Origin of the sequence: Cobetia marina (genome assembly GCF_001720485.1) — a bacterium.
In the GTDB taxonomy this organism is placed as follows: Bacteria; Pseudomonadota; Gammaproteobacteria; order Pseudomonadales; family Halomonadaceae; genus Cobetia; species Cobetia marina.
The window spans coordinates 2,804,513-2,822,499 of the sequence record NZ_CP017114.1 but is presented as its reverse complement, the minus strand read 5'-3'; the positions used below and the strand labels follow the sequence as shown (position 1 = coordinate 2,822,499).

The window sequence follows — 17,987 nt, the reverse complement described above, 5'->3', positions numbered from 1 at the left end:
TGGCAAGGAGAGCCGCATGTGGGTCGGCGTTGACTGTGGTACCCAGAGCACCAAGGTGGTGATTCTCGACCCGGACTCCGGGCGGATCGTGGCCCAGGGCCAGCGCAGTCATGCGCTGCAGGAAGGGGCCAACGGGCGCCGTGAGCAGGACCCGCTCGACTGGGTCGCCGCGCTGGAAGGTGCCTTCGATGAGGCACTGACCACCTCGCGGCTGGAGCCGCTGCGCATCGAGGCGATCGGCGTGTCCGGTCAGCAGCATGGCATGGTGGTGCTGGATGAGGCGGGCGTGCCCCTTTATCCGGCCAAGCTGTGGTGTGATACCGAGACCCGCGAGCATAACGCCGCGTTGGTCGAGGCGCTGGGCGGAGAGGCGGGCTGTCTGGAGGCATTGGGACTGGTGCTGCAGACCGGTTACACCGCCTCCAAGCTCGCCTGGCTGCGTGAGCAGCATCCCGAGCGCTATCAGCGCATCGCCAGCATCCTGCTGCCGCATGACTATCTCAATTTCTGGCTGACCGGGGAGCATGTCGCCGAATACGGCGACGCCTCGGGCACCGGCTATTTCGATACCCGGCGCCGCTGCTGGCATCAGGATGTCTTCGCGCAGATCGCCCCGGAACTGGACGCGCAGCGCGTGTTGCCCAGACTCATCGAATCCCATGAGCCCGCCGGGTATATCCGGCCTGAGATCGCCGCGCGCTTCGGGCTGCGCCCGGATGTCGCCGTCTCCAGTGGTGGTGGGGACAACATGATGAGCGCCATCGGTACCGGCAACATCGCGCCGGGGCGCGTCACGCTGAGCATGGGCACCTCCGGCACGGTATGCGCGTGGTCAGCTCAGTATCCCGAGGGCTGTGACCCTCAGGTGGCTGCCTTCAGCGCCAGCGATGGCGGCTGGTTGCCACTGGTGTGCACCATGAATGTCACCTCTGCCACCACGCGGGTGCGCGAGATGTTCGGCTTCGACATCGATACCTTCTCCGCGCAGGTGGCAAGCGCGCCTCCCGGGGCCGAGGGCGTGCAGATCCTGCCGTTCTTCAATGGCGAGCGCGTGCCGATGCTGCCGCGTGCCCAGGCCAGTTTCCATGGGCTGGACAGCCGCAACACCACCCCGGCCAACCTGTGCCGCGCGACCATGGAAGGCGCAAGCTACGGCCTGCGCTACGCGCTTGAGTGCATGGGGCCGCTGGGCAGTGCGGCGCGCCAGATTCGGCTGGTGGGGGGAGGTGCCAAGAGCCCGCTGTGGCGTCAGATGCTGGCGGACATTCTCGACCTCGAGGTGGTCTGCCCGCAGGTGACCGAGGCCGCCGCATTGGGCGCCGCCATTCAGGCCGGCTGGTGTCTGCGCCAGCGGGACGCGCAGGGAGAGGGGCCACGCAGCGAGACGCTGAAGGCGCTGTGTGATCGGCTGGTGGCGCTGGACCTGACGACCCACACCCAGCCCCAGCCCGAGGGAGTGGCCGCCTACCGCAAGGGCTATGCCGATTACCGCGCGCTGCTGGCCAGCGAGCACGGCATTCCCACCGGCGGCTGAATTCCTGCCATCAGCGCTTCAAGCCAGACAACATCGCCCCCGTCGAGACTCACTCGGCGGGGGCGATGTGTTTCAGGCACTTCACTGCATCAGTCTTAGCTCATACGTACGCTATCAGGCTCTAAATTGAGTGCTTGAGCGAGAACTTGGATGCGAGCTTATGCGTGCGAGCTTATGCATTGGACGAGCGCGCCCACAGATTGACGCCACCATCGACGGCGTAGCGGTCGATCTCATCAAGCTCCGCCTGGGTGAAGTCGAGGTGATCCAGCGCCTTGACGCAATCACTGACCTGCTGTGGACGGCTGGCGCCGATCAGTGCGGTGGTGACGCGGTTGCCGCGCAGTGCCCAGGCGAGCGCCATCTGCGCCAGCGACTGGCCACGCCGCTCGGCGATGGCATTGAGGGCGCGCACCCGCTCCAGGTTGTCCTCGGTGAGGTGGTCTTCCTTGATCGCCCCGCCACGTGCCAGGCGGCTGTCCTTTGGCACGCCGCCCAGATACTTGTCGGTCAGCACGCCCTGGGCCAGCGGCGAGAACACGATGGAGCCGATGCCCTCGTCATCGAGGGTGTCGAGCAGGCCGTCTTCCTCGATCCAGCGATTGATCATCGAGTAGCTGGGCTGATGGATGATGCACGGCGTGCCCAGCTCGCGCAGGATGGCGGCCGCTTCACGGGTGCGCTGGGCATTGTAGGAGGAGATGCCCGCATAGAGCGCCTTGCCGGAACGCACGGCGCTGTCCAGCGCCCCCATCGTCTCCTCCAGCGGCGTGTCGGGGTCGAAGCGGTGCGAGTAGAAGATGTCGACATAATCGAGATCCATGCGCTTGAGGCTCTGATCCAGACTCGAGAGCAGGTACTTGCGGCTGCCCCATTCGCCGTAGGGGCCAGGCCACATGTAATAGCCCGCCTTGGTGGAGATCACCATCTCATCGCGATAGCCGGCGAAGTCGCGCTTGAGCATGCGGCCGAACATTTCCTCGGCGCTGCCCGGGGGCGGCCCGTAGTTGTTGGCCAGATCAAAGTGGGTGATGCCCAGATCGAAGGCGGTGTGGCAGATGGCGCGCGCATTGTCTTCATGGGCGTTGTTGCCGAAGTTGTGCCAAAGCCCCAGTGACAGGCGGGGCAGTTTGAGGCCGCTCTTGCCGCAGCGCTGGTATTGCATGCGTTCGTAGCGATCTTCAGCCGGGGTATAGCGCATGGCGGAGTCCTTTCGCGAGTGAAGGCGGGGATGTCTCAGGGAGGAAATGACCTCGGATGACACCTTCAGTCTAGGTCGCGTCTGTCGGTCTGATAAGCACATGCGAACGAATAGATTGTTCGCCAGAACGTACAATGCTGTGGCAGGCTCGATCCCTCCAATCCCTAGTAGCTGGCATGAGGAGCAGGCTGGATGCAGCATCACAAGCAGGTAGAGCGCCTGATGTTGTTCGCTCAGGTGGCGGAATCGCTCAGCTTCACGCAGGCGGCCAGGGTGCTGGGCATCTCGCGCGCCCATCTCTCCGAGCAGGTGCGGCGGCTTGAGCACGATATCGGGGCGCCCTTGCTGATTCGCACCACGCGGGCGGTGCGCCTGACCGAGGAGGGCGAGCGTATCCGCCAGCGCATGCAAGGCGTGCGCAGCGAGCTGCTGGCACTGGAGCGTGACCTCGAGCACGACCTCGAGCATGGGAGGGAGCACCCGCGACAGGGGTTCAGCGGCGTATTGCGCATCACGGCGCCGGTGCTGTTTGCCGAGCGTTATCTGATCGGGGTCTGCAATGACTTCCAGGCCCGCCACCCGGCGGTCGAGCTGCGCCTGGACGTCAGTTACGAGAGTCATGATCTGACGCGCGAACCGTTTGACGTGGCGTTTCGCGCCACGCGCACGCCACCGGACAACCTGATCGCGCGGCGCCTGCTGGATTACGTCCACTGTTGCTGTGCCTCGCCCGAGTACCTTGCGGCGCAGGGCACCCCTCACACGGCCGCAGCACTTGCCGACCACCGTTGCCACCGCTGGGCCGGGCAATCCGGCTGGCCGCTGGCCAGTGGTGAGGTAAGCCCCGCTGGCGGACTGGCGATCAATGATCATCGTCTGCTCAAGCAGCAGGCGCTGGATCACGCCGGCATCATCCGGGTCGCTCATTACCTGGTGGATCGTGAGCTGGCCGAGGGGCGTCTGGTGCGTCTGCTGGCGCACGAGGAGGGCGAGCCCAACAGCATCTACATGCTCTATCCCCAGCGCCTGCCGCAGTCGGGCAAGCTGCGCGCCTTCATGGCGGCGGTGGAAGCCGCCATGCCGCCTTGCAGTGCGTGAATGAAAGGCCCAGGCGCAGATCGGGTATAAAACAAGAGACCGCCGCACCATGACTGGCGCGGCGGTCTTTTTCTTCAGGCTGGCAAAGGCTGTTTATTCGGGCTGGCTGGGTCTCAGAGACCCAGTGCGGCGACCCCAGCCTTGGCGATCTGGGCATCCTGCTCCGGCTTGACGCCGGACACGCCGATGCTGCCGGCGATCTGGCCCTCGACCATCACCGGCACGCCGCCGCCCAGCATGCCTTCCAGCTCCGGCGCTGACAGGAAGGCGGTGCGTCCGCCGTTGATGGAGTCCTCGAACAGCTGGGTCTCGCGGCGCCCCAGGGCAGCGCTCTTGGCCTTTTGCTGGGCGAAGTAGCCGGTCATCGCCGGCGTGTCGTCCAGGCGACGCAGGCCCAGCGGGTGGCCGCCATCGTCGGCAACGGCGATGGAAACGGCCCAGCCGTTGGTCTCGGCTTCCTTCTGGGCGGCGTCCAGCATCTGATTGACGTCAGCGAGGGTCAGTACGTGGCGAGTGATCATCGGGCTTCCTTGGCAAGTGGTGCGAGTGAGTGAAAGTGACAGCAAGAGTAACAATAATGGTGAATCGTCATGCCTGCGGCAGCGTCTCGGGCAGGGCGTCATCCACCAGTTCGATCCAGTGACTTACCGGCGTGCGTCCGGCGCTCGAGAGATGCGTCTGACAGCCGATGTTGGCAGTGGCGATGCGCGCAGGCCCGTTGGCCTCCAGCGCCTCAAGCTTGCGGTCTCGCAGCTGGCGTGACAACTCCGGTTGCGTGATCGAGTAGGTGCCGGCGGAACCGCAGCACAGATGCCCCTCGGCGACCGGGGTCAGGGTGAAGCCCAGCGCGCGCAATATCTTCTCCACTTCACCGCCCAGACCCTGGGCATGTTGCAGGGTGCACGGGCAGTGGAAGGCCAGCGGCTGCGGGTCGGGGGAGGCGGCGGAAAGTGTCGGTCGGTCATCGCGGGCGATCTCCTCACCGAGCACCTCGACGATGTCACGCGCCAGGGCACTGACGCGCGCGGCGCGCTCAGCATAGTCCGGGTCATCGGCCAGCATCTCGCCATATTCCTTGACGAAGGCGCCGCAGCCACTGGCGGTCTGCACGATCGCCTCCGCTCCCGCCTCGATGGCCGGCCACCAGGCATCGATGTTGGCACGCATGCGCGCGCGACCGGCCTGCTGGGCGTTGAGATGATAGTCGATGGCGCCGCAGCAGCCGGCCTCGCGGATCGGCGTGACGCCGATGTCGAAGCGCGCCAGCACGCGGGCGGTGGCGGCGTTGATGTTGGGAGCCAGACCCGGTTGCACGCAGCCCTCCAGCATCAGCACCTGGCGCGAAAGCGCCTGATCAGAAGGCGTCGCGGTGACGGGGCCGGCCGGGTGCTCAGCGTGACGGTCGTGCTCGCGGGCCAGCGGGATCTTGTCGGCCAGCGCGCCCGGCGCAAGCGGGCGGAAGCGCACCCCGAGTGCCAGCAAGGCCTTGAAGCGAGCAGGTTCGACCAGCGCATGGCGCAGCCCGGCGCGCAGCAGGCGCTCACGCCAGGGGCGTCCGACACGCCGTTCCAGTTCCTGACGGCCGATATCCAGCAGGGTGTGATATTGCACGCCTGACGGGCAGGTGGTCTCGCAGCTGCGACAGCTCAGGCAGCGATCCAGATGCTGCTGGGTCTCGCGGGTGATCTGCGTTGCCTGCTCGCGAACTGCCTCGTCGGGACTTTCGGGATCGCTTTCCAGCAGCTGCTTGATCAGATAGATGCGTCCACGCGGTCCATCGCGCTCATCGCCCAGCAGCTGATAGGTCGGGCAGGTGGCATTGCAGAAGCCGCAATGTACACAGCTGCGCAGAACCTTGTCGGCTCGCTGGATGTGCGGCCTGGCAAGTGCGGCGTCACTGAAGTGGGTCTGCATTCAGGTGCGTCTCCCGTCATGAAGTGAATCACATCTCGGCATATAGACGACCGGGATTGAGGATGCCGTGAGGATCCAGCTGCTGCTTGAGCTGGAGGTGATAACGTGCATTGATGGCGGCCAGTGGCATCAATGGACTGTCCTCGGCAGCGACGGCTCCCGGGCTGTAGCAGATGGCATGGCCACCCAGCCGGCTGGCCAGCGAACGAACCCTGTCAGCGGGGGCGTCGCTGTAAAGCCAGCGCTGGGCGCCTGCCCAGTCACACAGCAGGTCGGCGTCCTCAAGATGACCCAGCAGCTCGCTGACGGCGGCTTGCCATTCGACGTGATCCAGTGCCAGCGGCAAGGACAGTCGCCACAGGGCCTGATGTGGCGCACGCGCGGTGAAGAAGGGCAGGCGGTGCTCACGCAACTCGGTCCAGTGCGCCGATGCCTGGTCAGGCATCAACACCTCGCCGCCCAATTGCTCGCGCCCGGCCTGGACCGAACGCTCGCCCCCTTCCAGGCGCAGGGTGAGGCGACCGTCATGCCAGCTGGTCGCCGTGACCGGCAGCGGCGTGCGCCCCCAGGCATCCAGGCGAGTCAGCGCCTCGGCGAGACTTAGCTCCAGGCACAGCGATTCGCTCGCCACCGGGCGCGGCATCACCTTGAGCGAGACTTCGCTGATCACGCCCAGCGTGCCCTGGGCACCGCACATCAGGCGCGAGAGGTCGTAGCCCGCCACGTTCTTCATCACTTCGCCGCCGAAGCGCAGCGCCTTGCCGTCGGCACTGATGATGCGCGTGCCCAGTACCAGGTCGCGCAGGCTGCCGCTCCAGGGGCGGCGTGGGCCGCTGAGTCCAGAGGCAAGGGTGCCGCCGACGGTCGCTGCGGGGCCGAAGTGGGGCGGCTCGCAGCTCAGATGCTGGCCTTGTTCGGCGAGCACGGCCTCCAACGTCGCCAGTGGTGTGCCGGCACGTACCGAGACCATCAGCTCCACGGGGTCATAGTGGGTGATGCCGTGGTGCGTGCGCATGTCGAGTACTTCCTCGGCAGCCACTTCACGGCCGAGAAAGGTCTTGCTGCCACTGCCGGCGATGCGCAGCGGGCGTCTCGCCTCATGGGCGGCGCGGACCTGCTCGCAAAGTGCCTCACTGGCATCGTGTTCCTGCGTGTGCTGGCTGGCGGCAGGTGTGGCGCACTCGGCATGGCTTGGCACCTGATCCTGGAGCGAATCATCTGGCTCTGGCATGGCATATCTCTATGAAGTGGCGATGAAGTGGCTATGAAGTGGCGAAAATCAGGTGGCAGAAGGTCTGGTGGCGGCAAATGTGCGAGCTGTCCAGAACCGAGAAAAACCGTCCAGACGCGCGCAAGCTGTCCAGAAATGCGGCAGCTGTCTAGAAGCGCGGAAGCTCCGGATGTGGCAGCTGGTTGTGATGCACATGCATGGCACCGAATTCGGCACAGCGCGCCAGCGTCGGGATGTTCTTGCCGGGATTGAGCAGCCCGGTGGGGTCGAAGGCGGCCTTCACGGCATGGAAGACGCTGATCTCCTCGTGATTGAACTGCGCGCACATCTGGTTGATCTTCTCGCGGCCCACGCCATGTTCGCCGGTGATGCTGCCGCCGGCGGCCACGCACAGTTCCAGAATCCTGCCGCCGACCTCCTCGGCCAGCTCAAGCTCCCCGGGCTTGTTGGCATCGAACAGGATCAGCGGGTGCATGTTGCCGTCACCGGCATGGAAGACATTGGCCACCGCGAGCCCCGATTGGCGCGAGAGTTCGGCGATACCGTTGAGCACAGCGGGCAGTTCGCGGCGCGGGATGGTGCCATCCATGCAGTAATAATCGGGCGACATGCGGCCCACGGCAGGGAAGGCATTCTTGCGTCCGGCCCAGAAGCGCGCGCGCTCGGCCTCATCACGGGCGAGCCGGATCTCGGTGGCACCGGCGCGTTCCAGCACCTCGCGAACCCGTGCGCAATCATCAACGACATCGGCCTCGGCACCATCCAGCTCGCAGAGCAGGATGGCCGCGGCCTCCACCGGATAGCCCGCGTGGATGAAGTCCTCGGCGGCGCGGATGGCGAGGTTGTCCATCATCTCGAGCCCGCCGGGGATGATGCCGCAGGCGATGATGTCGCCCACCGCACGGCCGGCCTTGTCGATATCGGCGAAGCTTGCCATCAGCACCTTGGCCGTCTCGGGGCGGGGCAGCAGACGCACCGTGACTTCCGTGACCACGCCCAGCATGCCTTCGGAGCCTGTCATCAGCGCCAGCAGGTCCAGTCCGGGGGAGTCGAGGCTGTCGGCGCCGATCGTCATCGCCTCGCCCTCGATGGTCAGCACCTCGAGCTTGAGCAGGTTGTGCACGGTGAGGCCGTACTTGAGACAGTGCACGCCGCCGGCATTCTCGGCCACGTTGCCGCCGATGGAGCAGGCGATCTGCGAGGAGGGGTCCGGCGCGTAGTAGAGCCCGTATGGGGCGGCAGCTTCTGAAATGGCCAGGTTGCGCACCCCGGGTTGCAGGCGCGCGGTACGCGCATCGGGGTCGAGCTCGAGAATGCGCGCCATGCGCGACATCACCAGCAGCACGCCTTGTTCCAGCGGCAAGGCGCCGCCGGAAAGGCCAGTGCCAGCACCGCGCGTGACCACCGGAACCCCCAGCGAGTGGCATTCGCGCAGCAGGGCGGCGACCTGTTCGACACGCTCGGGCAGCGCGACCAGCATCGGCATGACGCGATAGGCCGCCAGTCCATCACATTCGAAGGGATGCAGATCCTCTTCGCGATGCAGCAGGGTGAGGTCGGGCAGCAGCGTGGTGAGGTGCGCCAGTACCCGGGACTTTTCGTGCTGGGGGAGAGGGCCATCCAGCGTCGGGTCATACAGGATATTCATGCCATGCCTCCAGGAGAGTCCGGTACTCGCGATGCCGTGTCGGGTGTCCATTGCGCCGGTGATGCATGAGGCGTGTCGGGTGTGCAGGTCACGACGCGCGGGTGTGTCTCCAATCTGGCAGTGAGGGCTGCGCCTTGTCCATGCGAAGCCACAGTGGTCTGACCAGACATTCGTCTAGTTCATGTCATCGGGTGTCGCTGGCGACAGGAGAGCTCGCTAGGGTAGAGAGCGTGGTCTGACCAGTGAGAAAGGCGGCAGTCTCCTTGCCGCATGTGGGCAGGCGAGCGGCAGACGAGAGACGAGCACCCCGGGAGAGGCCAGCCGGGCTGGCTCGGCCGGTTCATCAGGGGAGGGGCAGGGATGCAGGTGTCAGAGAGAATGGCGTGCGGTGAGCAGCGTGCGCCGGAGCATGCGGCGGCGCGCCTCGAGCAGTTGATACTGGATGGTGTGCTCAAGCCGGGGCAGATGATTCCTTCGGAACGCAGGCTCTGTGAGCGACTGGGTATCTCACGCGCCTCGCTGCGCGAGGGGCTGAGGCTGTTGCGTGGCAAGGGCATCATCGAGACTCGCCACGGCAAGGGCTCAAGCGTCGCTCAGCTGTTGCCGAGCGGCGATATCAGTCCGTTGATGCACCTGTTTCGGGACCAGCCGCGCACCTTGTATGACCTGCTCGAGGTGCGCGCGCTGCTGGAGGGGCAGTCGGCGCGACTGGCCGCCCAGCGGGGTACGCCGGCGGATAGAGTACTGATCCGGCGTCATTACGAGGCAATGGCGGCCTGCGTGCGCGAGTATTCGCCGGACTTTCCGTCCTCAGCGCAGGGCGATGAGGCGCTGCCGGATGCCCAGCAGCTGGCGCGTCACGACCACGCCTTTCACCACGCCATCTGTGAGGCATCCCACAATCCGGTGCTGGTGCATACGCTCAAGGGCATCAATGACCTGCTGCTCAGCTCGGTGTTCGCCTCGCTGCGCAATCTCTACCATCGGCCGATTCCCCGCGGCCAGATCAATGCTCAGCACACGGCCATCTATCGTGCGGTGATGGACCAGCAGCCGGACGCTGCCGAAAGAGCGGCGCTGGACCACCTGCACGGCATTCGCGACAGTCTGCGTGAGCTGGAAGCGGAAGATGAGCGGCTCATCCGCTCTGCCATGCGTCTGGAAGGCTTCGAGTAGCGCGCAGGGTTTGAGAGCTGGCCTTGAGAGCTGATCTTGAGAGCTGGCCTTGAGAACAGGCTTCGAGGTCAGGCGTGTGGCCAGGCTGGCAAGCGGGGCGGACTCAAGGCAAAGTGGTCAGCTCATCATTCAGGACAACGTGCTGCCTTCATGTGGAAACTCTCTTCCGCGAGTGATTGGCTCGACCGCCTCAATCAATCCCGCCACGCCATGCTGTGGCTGTTCATCGCCTCGATGCTGGAAACCCTTTTGATCCCGATTCCCATCGAGGTCATCCTGATCCCGTGGATGCTGCGCCATCCCGAGCGCCGCTGGCGAGTGGCCGCGGTGGCATTGGCCGGCAACCTCACCGCGGCGCTGCTGGGGTTCTATCTCGGGGCCTATGCACTGGCGGCGTGGGGCGATGGGTTGATCAGCTTCTTCGGCGGTCAGCAGGCCTTCGAAGCCTTCCAGCAGCGCTTCAGCGAGCAGGGCTTCCTCGCCATCATGCTGATCGGCATCGTGCCGATTCCCTTCCAGAGCGCCATGCTGGTCGCCGGTGCCAGCGGGTATCCGGTCGGGCTGTTCCTGCTGGCGGCACTGGTCGGGCGCGGAGTGCGCTATTTCGGACTGGCGGCCCTGGTGGCACTGGTCGAGGATCAGGCGATGGCCCTCTGGCAACGCTATTCACGCCCGCTGGGCGTGATCGGGCTGACCCTGACGGGCGTGTGGTTATGGCAGGCGTTCATCGCCTGATCTGCCGGCAGTCGCCAGCAACGCCTTGCCACGCTGATAGTCGGCCTGCCAGATCTCATCGGGCACCATGCTGCCGCCGGTGGCCCATATGACATGGGTGGTGCTGGCCTGCACTTCGCCGTCATCCAGCCCGACAGCCGCTCGCCAGGCGTGCCACTCGGGGGCGTCATTGCGCAGCACGCGGATGATGCCGGGCACCCCGGCCAGCGCCGACGGCTCAAGCTTGAGCCCTTCGCTGTCATGCGCCAGCGCCAGCCATTCGAGCATGCTGTCATCCGACAGGGTGTAGATGCCACTGAGCAGCGGTGCCATCACCTGTCCGACGAAGGCCGAGGCGCGCCCCACCGCCAGGCCATCGGCACAGGTGCGATTGTCCAGTCCGATATCCTCCACCGCGATGCCGTCATGCTTCCCGGTCAACATGCCCAGCAGCATGCAGGGGGAATTGACCGGCTCGGCGAAGAAGCAGTGCACGGCGTCACCGAAGACCTGCTTGAGGCCGTAGGCCACGCCGCCCGGGCCGCCGCCGACGCCACACGGCAGGTAGACGCACAGCGGATGGCGGGCATCCACGGCAATCCCCTGATCCTCGAGCTGCCGCGCGAGGCGGCTGGCTGCCGTGGCGTAGCCCATGAACAGATCCCGCGAGCTTTCATCATCGATGAAGTGGGCGTCTGGCTGCTGCGCCTCCCGGCGTCCAGCCTCGACCGCCTTGCTGTAATCGCCGCTGTGCTCCACGACCTCTGCGCCACGCGAGCGCAGCAGGTCCTTCTTCCACTGCTTGGCATCCGCCGACATGTGGACGGTGACGCGAAAGCCGAGTCGGGCACTCATGATCCCGATGCTGAGTCCAAGGTTGCCGGTGGAGCCCACCAGTATCCGCTGGTTGGCCAGCAGTGCCTGAATCGCGGGGTGTTCGAAGGTGCGATAGTCGTCATCAAGACGCACAAGCCCTGCGTCAATGGCGAGACGCTCGGCATGCTTGAGCACCTCGTGGATGCCACCACGTGCCTTGATGGACCCTGAGATCGGCAGTTGATGGTCACACTTGATCATCAGGCGGCCGGGGAGTGTCTGCCCGGAGGCATGGGAGGTATCAGGCGTGGCAAGGGACTCGCCCAGCGCCTGCTGCAAGCTGGGCGCTGCCACCAGCGGTGATTCGATGCGCCCTGACGCGGCGGCCGTCTCAGGAAAGGCCTCGGCAATCCAGGGCGCGAAACGTGCCAGGCGCGCCTCGGCAGCCTCGATATCCTGTTCGCCCACGCCACTTGCCTGCAATGCCGGCGAGGCCTGCGCTTGCGTGATGTCGAGTCGTCCGGGGTTCAGCCAGCTGATTTCCCGGCGAGCCCTCAGAGTGGCAATTTCCGGATGATGCAGGGTGAGGGCACTCAGATCATGGGGCGTGGCAGACATGCGATGTCCTTGTGATGGGGGGCTCGATTGCGCAGCAATGGGGAACAGGCCTCAGGCTAGCGCGTCCTTGCCCGACATGTCTCGTGATCAATCGGGCCTGCACATTCGGCCCTGCACATGATGCGAGCCGACTCATGCGTCTTCATCAGGCAACGCACGTAGCCCAGCTTTCACATCTGGTAAAGGTCTGTGACAAAAAAGGCCGATTTTTTTGGCCACCCTCGGGATAGAAATGCCAAAGCTGCAGTCATAGTTGGCAAGGACATGATGTTATCGCGATGTTATGTCTGGCTTTAACTGTTCTTATCCACCGCCATGCACTGCCTGGCGGTTTTTTTTGGTCACGAGTGCGTGGTCATCCAGTCAATGCTACGGCGTCATTGCCCGAGAGAACGTCATGACTTGCGTTCGCAAGCGCTTTTCCGTCCTGGCGTGACGCTCCAGAAATCATGACCCGGACATGAATGGGTTAGCTGGCAGGTAATCATGTGAGGCAAGGCCTCGCACATCGGATGGTCAAAGAGACATGAAAAAGCCCGCGCAGACAGGATGTCTGCGCGGGCTTTTTCATGGGCGCTGCATGCTTCTTCACGCGGCGCCATGTCTGGCCAGCGTCGTCAGGCAATCAATCACGCGCCGGATGTCAGTTCAGCAACCCGCCTGCATGGTGAGCAGGGCACTCAGGACATCACGACGTGTCACCACACCGATCAGGCGTCCCTGTTCCACCACGGGATAGACCTTGGGCTGATGCCCATTCATGCGCTGTGCAAGGTCGGTGATGCTGTCATTGGGGCCGACACTCAGGACCTCGTGACGCATGAGGTCACCGACCTGTGCGTGTTGGCCGCAGTGATAGGCGCTGTCGAGCAGCTTGCCGAGGATGTCCTGCTCCGAGATGAAACCGACCAGACGATCCAGGTCATCGACCACAGGCGCACCCGGCAGACGGTGATGGGTCAGGCCGTGGGCGAATTCCAGGATGCTGGTGCGAGCCTTCACCCGATAACAGTCGCGGGACATGATGTCGCGAAGGGTCGAAGGGACCTTCAGTTGTGTGGCTTTCATGGGCAGGTCTCCTGCTTCGCCGCTGACGACGCCCGGGCAGGGAATCGTTCGATGGATGTCGGCTACCCGCCAGGCGGTAGCCGACGGCATGTCGACGTCTCGTTCAGAGCATAGAGCATCCCATCGTGAGCTGCCCGACGCCGCTTGTCGCCTTGTCTCGGGGAGTCCGATCGCCAGTGGCCATCAGACTCCCCGAGCGTCGTGCGGCGAGATCAGTCGCCCGGGCCGCACTCCATGCAGCGTTCGACCACGGCCGGCCCCAGCTGCAGGTTGGCATTGAGATCCCGCAGCGCGGTGCGCAGACCTTCCTCGATCACCGGGTGATAGAAGGGCATTTCCAGCATCTGCTCGATGGTCATGCGCTGCTGATGGGACCAGGCCAGCAGGTGGGCGAGGTGCTCGGCACGGGGACCGAAGATCTCGGCACCCAGCAGCAGGCCAGTGCCTTGCTCGCCATAGACGCGCAGCATGCCCTTGTTCATGCGCATCACGCGGGAGCGGCCCTGGCCGGTGAAGTCGACTTCGCCGACCGCGTAGCAGTCGCAGGCACCGTAGCGCTGTTCGATCTCGGCGGTGGAGAGGCCGATGGTCGCCATCTGCGGATCGCTGAAGACGACGGCGATGGTGCTCTTGCGGTGACCGGCACGCACCTCGGGGAAGCGACCGGCGTTGTCACCGGCGATACGGCCCTCGTCGGAGGCCTCGTGCAGCAGCGGCAGGTCGTTGTTGGCGTCGCCGGCGATGAAGACATGGCTCGGGGTGTCATCGCTCAGGCGAGTCTGCAGGGTGTGGCGATTGAAGATCGGCACGCCGCGCTCGTCCAGCTTCAGCCCGAGGGCGTCGATATTTAGGCGATCGACATTCGGGCGACGACCGGTGGCCGCGAGCAGATAGTCGAAACGTTCGGTCAGGCGAGCTTCGCTGCCACGCTCGATGAAGGTGATCTCGACACCGGCACCGTTCTCGTCCTCGACACGTTCGATCTTCTCGACCTTGGCGTCCGGGTCCAGATAGAACTCCTCGTTGAAGACGCGATCGGCATTGGCACGCAGCTTCTCGTCACGCAGCGGGCCGATGGCGCCGCCGACGCCGAACATGCGGATGCGCACGCCGAGACGCGTGAGCGCCTGGCCCAGCTCCAGCCCGATGACGCCCGGGCCGAAGACGGCGACGGATTCCGGCAGGTCGTCCCACTCGAAGACGTTGTCATTGATGATCAGGCGGTCACCGGCATTCTCGAAGAAGCCCGGGTAGCTGGGGCGCGAGCCGGTGGCGATCACGACACGCTCGAAGGTCACGCGGGTCTCGTTGTCGCCGATGATCAGGCTGTTGGCGGTCTCGAAGCGTGCATTGCCGCGCAGCTTGTCCTGCGGCGGGATGCCTTCCACGGACTCGACCACGAAACCGACGAAGCGGTCGCGCTCTCGCTTGACGCGGTCCATCACGGCGCGGCCATCCACCTTGACCTCGCCTTCGATATTGATGCCGAACGGTGCGGTATCACGGGCGTGATGCGCGGCTTCCGCCGCACTGATCAAGAGCTTGGAGGGCATGCAGCCGACACGGGCACAGGTGGTGCCGTAGGGGCCGCCCTCGATCATGACCACGGAATCGGTGTGGGCCTTGGCGGCGCGATAGGCGCCGAGTCCTGCACTGCCTGCGCCGATGATGGCGACTTCAACCTGGCGTTCGTTCACGTCGTACTCCTCAAGGTGCGCCAGCGGCGCACCTGACTGAATGGGGTCTCAGGCGCGGGGTGACCCGCGCATGATGAAACGAGATGGCGATGGGGTTACGTCAGCGTGAAGCGCTCAGGCGCTGGTCAGGCTGCCGAAGTAGCGGGCGACTTCATCGCTGCCGCCGACGTGCTCACCGTCGATCCAGACTTGAGGCACGGTGGCCTGGCCGGTCATGGCGCGCAGGGTGCGAGAGGTCACGCCACGGGTGCCGACTTCGATGACTTCGTAGCTGATGCGGGCTTCATCAAGCATCTGCTTGGCACGTGCGCAGTACGGGCAGCCCGGCTTGCTGAACAAGGTGGCGAAGCTGGGACGGCCGGCTTCCGGGTCCAGATAATCCAGCATGGTGTCGGCGTCGGAGACTTCAAAGGGGTCGCCCGGTTTCTGCGGCTCGATGAACTGCTTCTCGACCACGCCGTTGCGCACCAGCATGGAGTAGCGCCAGCTGCGCTTGCCGAAGCCGATATCGCTCTTGTCGACCAGCATGCCCATGCCCTGTGCGAAGTCACCGTTGCCATCGGCGATCAGGCTCAGGTTCTCGGCTTCCTGATGCTCGCCCCAGGATTCCATGACGAAGGCGTCGTTGACCGACAGGCAGACGATCTCGTCGATCCCGACCGCATAGAAACGATCGGCCAGTTCGTTGTAACGCGGCAGGTGGGTGGAAGAGCAGGTCGGGGTGAAGGCACCCGGCAGGGCGAAGACCACCACGTTGCGGCCTGAGAAGATCTCCTCGCTGGTGCGTTCGACCAGACGGCCGTCGCGGCGAATCTTGAAGCTGACGTTGGGGACTTGCTGGCCTTCGTGTGACTCGAGTTGCATGAAATTGGCTCCGATCTCGACAAGAGAATGTTGAATGGGTTGGCAGGCGATGAAGACTTCGAAAAGGAAAGCAGGACCTCGAAGAATCAGTGCCTTGCGAAACTGGAGCCAGTCTATGCAGATGCCGGGGGCGGGTGAATTTGATTGCATCAAGCGATGCGATAGCTTTTCTTGATGACGTGAGCCTGGGCGACTGAACGTTTGCGGAGTTTTTTGTTCGAAAGCGGTGTGCAGGCTTGATATTGCTCGGTGTCAGCCGCAGGTAGTGGGTAAGTCACAGCATCGTCAGGTTTCGCGCCTGACAAGCGAGGCAGCAGATGAACGCAAGAGAGTACATGGCAAAGCACGGCCTGGATGGCGACAAGGACAAGGAAGAGGACAAGCCTCAGAGTCTGGAAGAACACGCCTGGGCACGTGCACGTGAGTCGGGCAGTCACCGCCCCCGCAGTGGCACGCCACATGACTGGGAGGACTGGGAGCGCTATCACGAGCAACTGGCAGCGGAGTCCGAGTCGCTTGCACAGAAGGTCAATCGTGACTCCCGGGTCAAGTCGCAGGACTCGACAGATGAGGACGAACCGCCACGGAAGCCATGAGTGCGTCATTCGTGTGTCACGCTGCAGGTAGACGTTGGACGAGAGGATCAGGTCACCCAATTCCACCCGCAAGGAGCAAACTATGGATATCATTCGCATCATTCTGGCCATCATCCTTCCGCCGCTGGGCGTACTGATGCAGGTGGGGGTCGCCAACAAGCATTTCTGGATCAACATCATCCTGACCTGTTTCGGCTTCCTGCCGGGGATCATCCACGCCGTGTGGGTCATCACCAAGTTCTGACCCGGTCCGGGCGACCCGGTCCGGGCCCCGTATGGCGGGTTCGCATCCCGTGAGGCATTTCGAACTCGACCGGCTGACATGATCGGTGCCGCCACCTGGCCTGGAAAGTTGAAAGACCTGAAGCCCCGTCTGACATTCGTGCAGGCGGGGCTTTCTAGTGGGCGCTCGCCGGGCACGGCCCTTGCCCCGTGAGTCCCGCGAGAGAGGTTCGCGGCGGGAAGCAACGTGCCCTTAGTCCAATGTTCAGACTTTCGCATAGCCTGCTTTCAACGCTATTCAGCGGGAGTGCCGCTTGTCGCCTTTGGTCTGCCACCGTAGGGTCAAATGGGAGTGAGAGCAGTGATCACGGGGCGGGTGAAGCCCGGTCGATCGCGGGCTTCGCGATAACAACAACATGATGGATACCACGCATGGTCATGACTGCAGAGCCCGACGCGCCGCAGGAGACCAGCTCCTGCTTCGCGATCTTCAATGATGTGCAAAAGAGCTATGACGGCGAAACGCTGGTGGTCAAGGGCTTCAATCTTGAAGTTCGGCGCGGCGAGTTCGTCACCCTGCTGGGGCCGTCCGGTTCCGGCAAGACTACCTGCCTGATGATGATGGCGGGCTTCGAAACGCCGACTCATGGCGACATCCTTCTCGACGGTACCCCCATCAACGACTTGCCACCGCACAAGCGCGGCATCGGCATGGTCTTCCAGAATTACGCCCTGTTTCCGCACATGAGCGTGGCCGAGAACCTGGCATTTCCGCTGGAAGTGCGCGGCATGAGCAAGGAAGAGATTTCCACCAAGGTGGCCAATGCCCTGGACATGGTGCGGCTCGGCGAATTCGGGGATCGCCGCCCGGGGCAACTCTCCGGCGGACAGCAACAGCGGGTCGCCCTGGCGCGCGCGCTGGTCTTCGAGCCGGAACTGGTGCTGATGGATGAGCCGCTGGGGGCGCTTGACAAGAATCTGCGTGAAGAGATGCAGTTCGAGATCAAGCGCATCCACCAGCGTCTCGGCGTCACCATGCTCTACGTGACTCACGACCAGACGGAAGCGCTGACCATGTCGGACCGCATCGCGGTCTTCAATGATGGCATCGTCCAGCAGCTGGCGACCCCCGAGGCGCTGTATGAGGCGCCGGAGAATGCCTTCGTCGCCTATTTCATCGGCGAGAACAACCGCCTCAACGGGCAGGTCACACAGCTGGAAGCACAAGACGCGCATTGCACCGTGACCCTCGACAGTGGCGAGCAGGTGCGGGCACTCAAGGTCGCCGTCAATGAGATTGGCGAGCGTACCCAACTGTCGCTCCGCCCGGAGCGGGTGCGTCTGCTGTCCAGCGAAGAGGCAGGTGTTTCATCCCCTCCCGACAATGTCTTTACCGCCGAGGTGCTTGAGGTGATCTATCTTGGAGATCATCTGCGCACGCGAGTGGCGGTATGTGGCAGTGACGAATTCATCATCAAGACACCCAATGCCGAAGGCTATCCACCCTTGCGGCCCGGACAGACATTGCAGGTCGGGTGGGATGCCTGCGATTGCCGAGCACTGGATGCCTGACGACAGCACAGGAGACGA

The 17,987-nt window shown here is 64.2% G+C and carries 16 protein-coding genes; 7 read left to right on the top strand and 9 right to left on the bottom strand.

Going from position 1 to position 17,987, the window contains the following annotated elements; all coding sequences use genetic code 11:
* Positions 1–16: 16 nt before the first annotated feature.
* On the top strand, positions 17–1,534 hold the full coding sequence (gene xylB, locus BFX80_RS11835) for a xylulokinase (protein ID WP_084209765.1): 1,518 nt from the start codon (positions 17–19) through the stop codon (positions 1,532–1,534).
* A gap of 172 nt (positions 1,535–1,706) precedes the next feature.
* Here the strand turns inward: xylB and mgrA are convergent, their stop codons facing one another.
* Positions 1,707–2,735 carry an L-glyceraldehyde 3-phosphate reductase gene (gene mgrA, locus BFX80_RS11830; protein ID WP_084209018.1) on the bottom strand — a complete coding sequence of 343 codons (1,029 nt, stop codon included), beginning with the start codon at positions 2,733–2,735 and terminating at the stop codon, positions 1,707–1,709.
* A gap of 192 nt (positions 2,736–2,927) precedes the next feature.
* Here mgrA and BFX80_RS11825 point away from each other — a divergent pair, with 192 nt between their 5' ends.
* Positions 2,928–3,833 carry a LysR family transcriptional regulator gene (locus tag BFX80_RS11825; RefSeq protein ID WP_084209017.1) on the top strand — a complete coding sequence of 302 codons (906 nt, stop codon included), beginning with the start codon at positions 2,928–2,930 and terminating at the stop codon, positions 3,831–3,833.
* 113 nt (positions 3,834–3,946) lie between these two features.
* Here the strand turns inward: BFX80_RS11825 and BFX80_RS11820 are convergent, their stop codons facing one another.
* The 4 genes from BFX80_RS11820 to glcD all read right to left on the bottom strand — a co-directional run bounded on the left by BFX80_RS11820 (position 3,947) and on the right by glcD (position 8,626).
* Positions 3,947–4,354, bottom strand: a complete 408-nt coding sequence (locus BFX80_RS11820) for a GlcG/HbpS family heme-binding protein (RefSeq protein WP_077372671.1) — start codon at positions 4,352–4,354, stop codon at positions 3,947–3,949.
* Between the two features lie 67 nt (positions 4,355–4,421).
* Positions 4,422–5,747, bottom strand: coding sequence for a glycolate oxidase subunit GlcF (gene glcF, locus BFX80_RS11815; RefSeq protein ID WP_084209016.1), 1,326 nt, complete (start codon positions 5,745–5,747; stop codon positions 4,422–4,424).
* A gap of 28 nt (positions 5,748–5,775) precedes the next feature.
* Positions 5,776–6,978, bottom strand: coding sequence for a glycolate oxidase subunit GlcE (gene glcE, locus BFX80_RS11810; RefSeq protein ID WP_084209015.1), 1,203 nt, complete (start codon positions 6,976–6,978; stop codon positions 5,776–5,778).
* Positions 6,979–7,126: 148 nt separating this feature from the next.
* Positions 7,127–8,626 (bottom strand): glycolate oxidase subunit GlcD, encoded by a 1,500-nt coding sequence (gene glcD, locus BFX80_RS11805; RefSeq protein ID WP_084209014.1) that lies wholly within the window; start codon positions 8,624–8,626, stop codon positions 7,127–7,129.
* Between the two features lie 360 nt (positions 8,627–8,986).
* Between glcD and glcC the strand changes: the two genes are divergently transcribed.
* Positions 8,987–9,802, top strand: coding sequence for a transcriptional regulator GlcC (gene glcC / locus BFX80_RS11800; RefSeq protein ID WP_084209013.1), 816 nt, complete (start codon positions 8,987–8,989; stop codon positions 9,800–9,802).
* 150 nt (positions 9,803–9,952) lie between these two features.
* Positions 9,953–10,537: a YqaA family protein gene (locus BFX80_RS11795; protein WP_084209012.1), complete on the top strand. Its 585-nt coding sequence runs from the start codon at positions 9,953–9,955 to the stop codon at positions 10,535–10,537.
* Here the strand turns inward: BFX80_RS11795 and BFX80_RS11790 are convergent.
* The 4 genes from BFX80_RS11790 to BFX80_RS11775 form a co-directional block, all read right to left on the bottom strand.
* The gene (locus BFX80_RS11790) at positions 10,514–11,950 is read right to left on the bottom strand and encodes a D-serine ammonia-lyase (protein WP_084209011.1); all 1,437 of its coding nucleotides are present in this window, start codon (positions 11,948–11,950) and stop codon (positions 10,514–10,516) included. The genes BFX80_RS11795 and BFX80_RS11790 overlap by 24 nt on opposite strands.
* Before the next feature lie 648 nt (positions 11,951–12,598).
* On the bottom strand, positions 12,599–13,018 hold the full coding sequence (locus tag BFX80_RS11785) for a CBS domain-containing protein (RefSeq protein WP_084209010.1): 420 nt from the start codon (positions 13,016–13,018) through the stop codon (positions 12,599–12,601).
* Between the two features lie 212 nt (positions 13,019–13,230).
* Positions 13,231–14,715, bottom strand: a complete 1,485-nt coding sequence (locus tag BFX80_RS11780; RefSeq protein WP_077372695.1) for a dihydrolipoyl dehydrogenase — start codon at positions 14,713–14,715, stop codon at positions 13,231–13,233.
* A gap of 114 nt (positions 14,716–14,829) precedes the next feature.
* Positions 14,830–15,579, bottom strand: a complete 750-nt coding sequence (locus tag BFX80_RS11775; protein ID WP_077372697.1) for a glutathione peroxidase — start codon at positions 15,577–15,579, stop codon at positions 14,830–14,832.
* A gap of 335 nt (positions 15,580–15,914) precedes the next feature.
* Here BFX80_RS11775 and BFX80_RS11770 point away from each other — a divergent pair, with 335 nt between their 5' ends.
* From BFX80_RS11770 to BFX80_RS11760, 3 genes are all read left to right on the top strand, one after another.
* Positions 15,915–16,175, top strand: a complete 261-nt coding sequence (locus BFX80_RS11770) for a hypothetical protein (protein WP_240499559.1) — start codon at positions 15,915–15,917, stop codon at positions 16,173–16,175.
* Positions 16,176–16,257: 82 nt separating this feature from the next.
* Positions 16,258–16,419 carry a YqaE/Pmp3 family membrane protein gene (locus BFX80_RS11765; protein WP_043334518.1) on the top strand — a complete coding sequence of 54 codons (162 nt, stop codon included), beginning with the start codon at positions 16,258–16,260 and terminating at the stop codon, positions 16,417–16,419.
* Positions 16,420–16,829: 410 nt separating this feature from the next.
* Positions 16,830–17,969, top strand: coding sequence for an ABC transporter ATP-binding protein (locus tag BFX80_RS11760; RefSeq protein ID WP_373996111.1), 1,140 nt, complete (start codon positions 16,830–16,832; stop codon positions 17,967–17,969).
* The last annotated feature ends 18 nt before the right edge of the window (positions 17,970–17,987 follow it).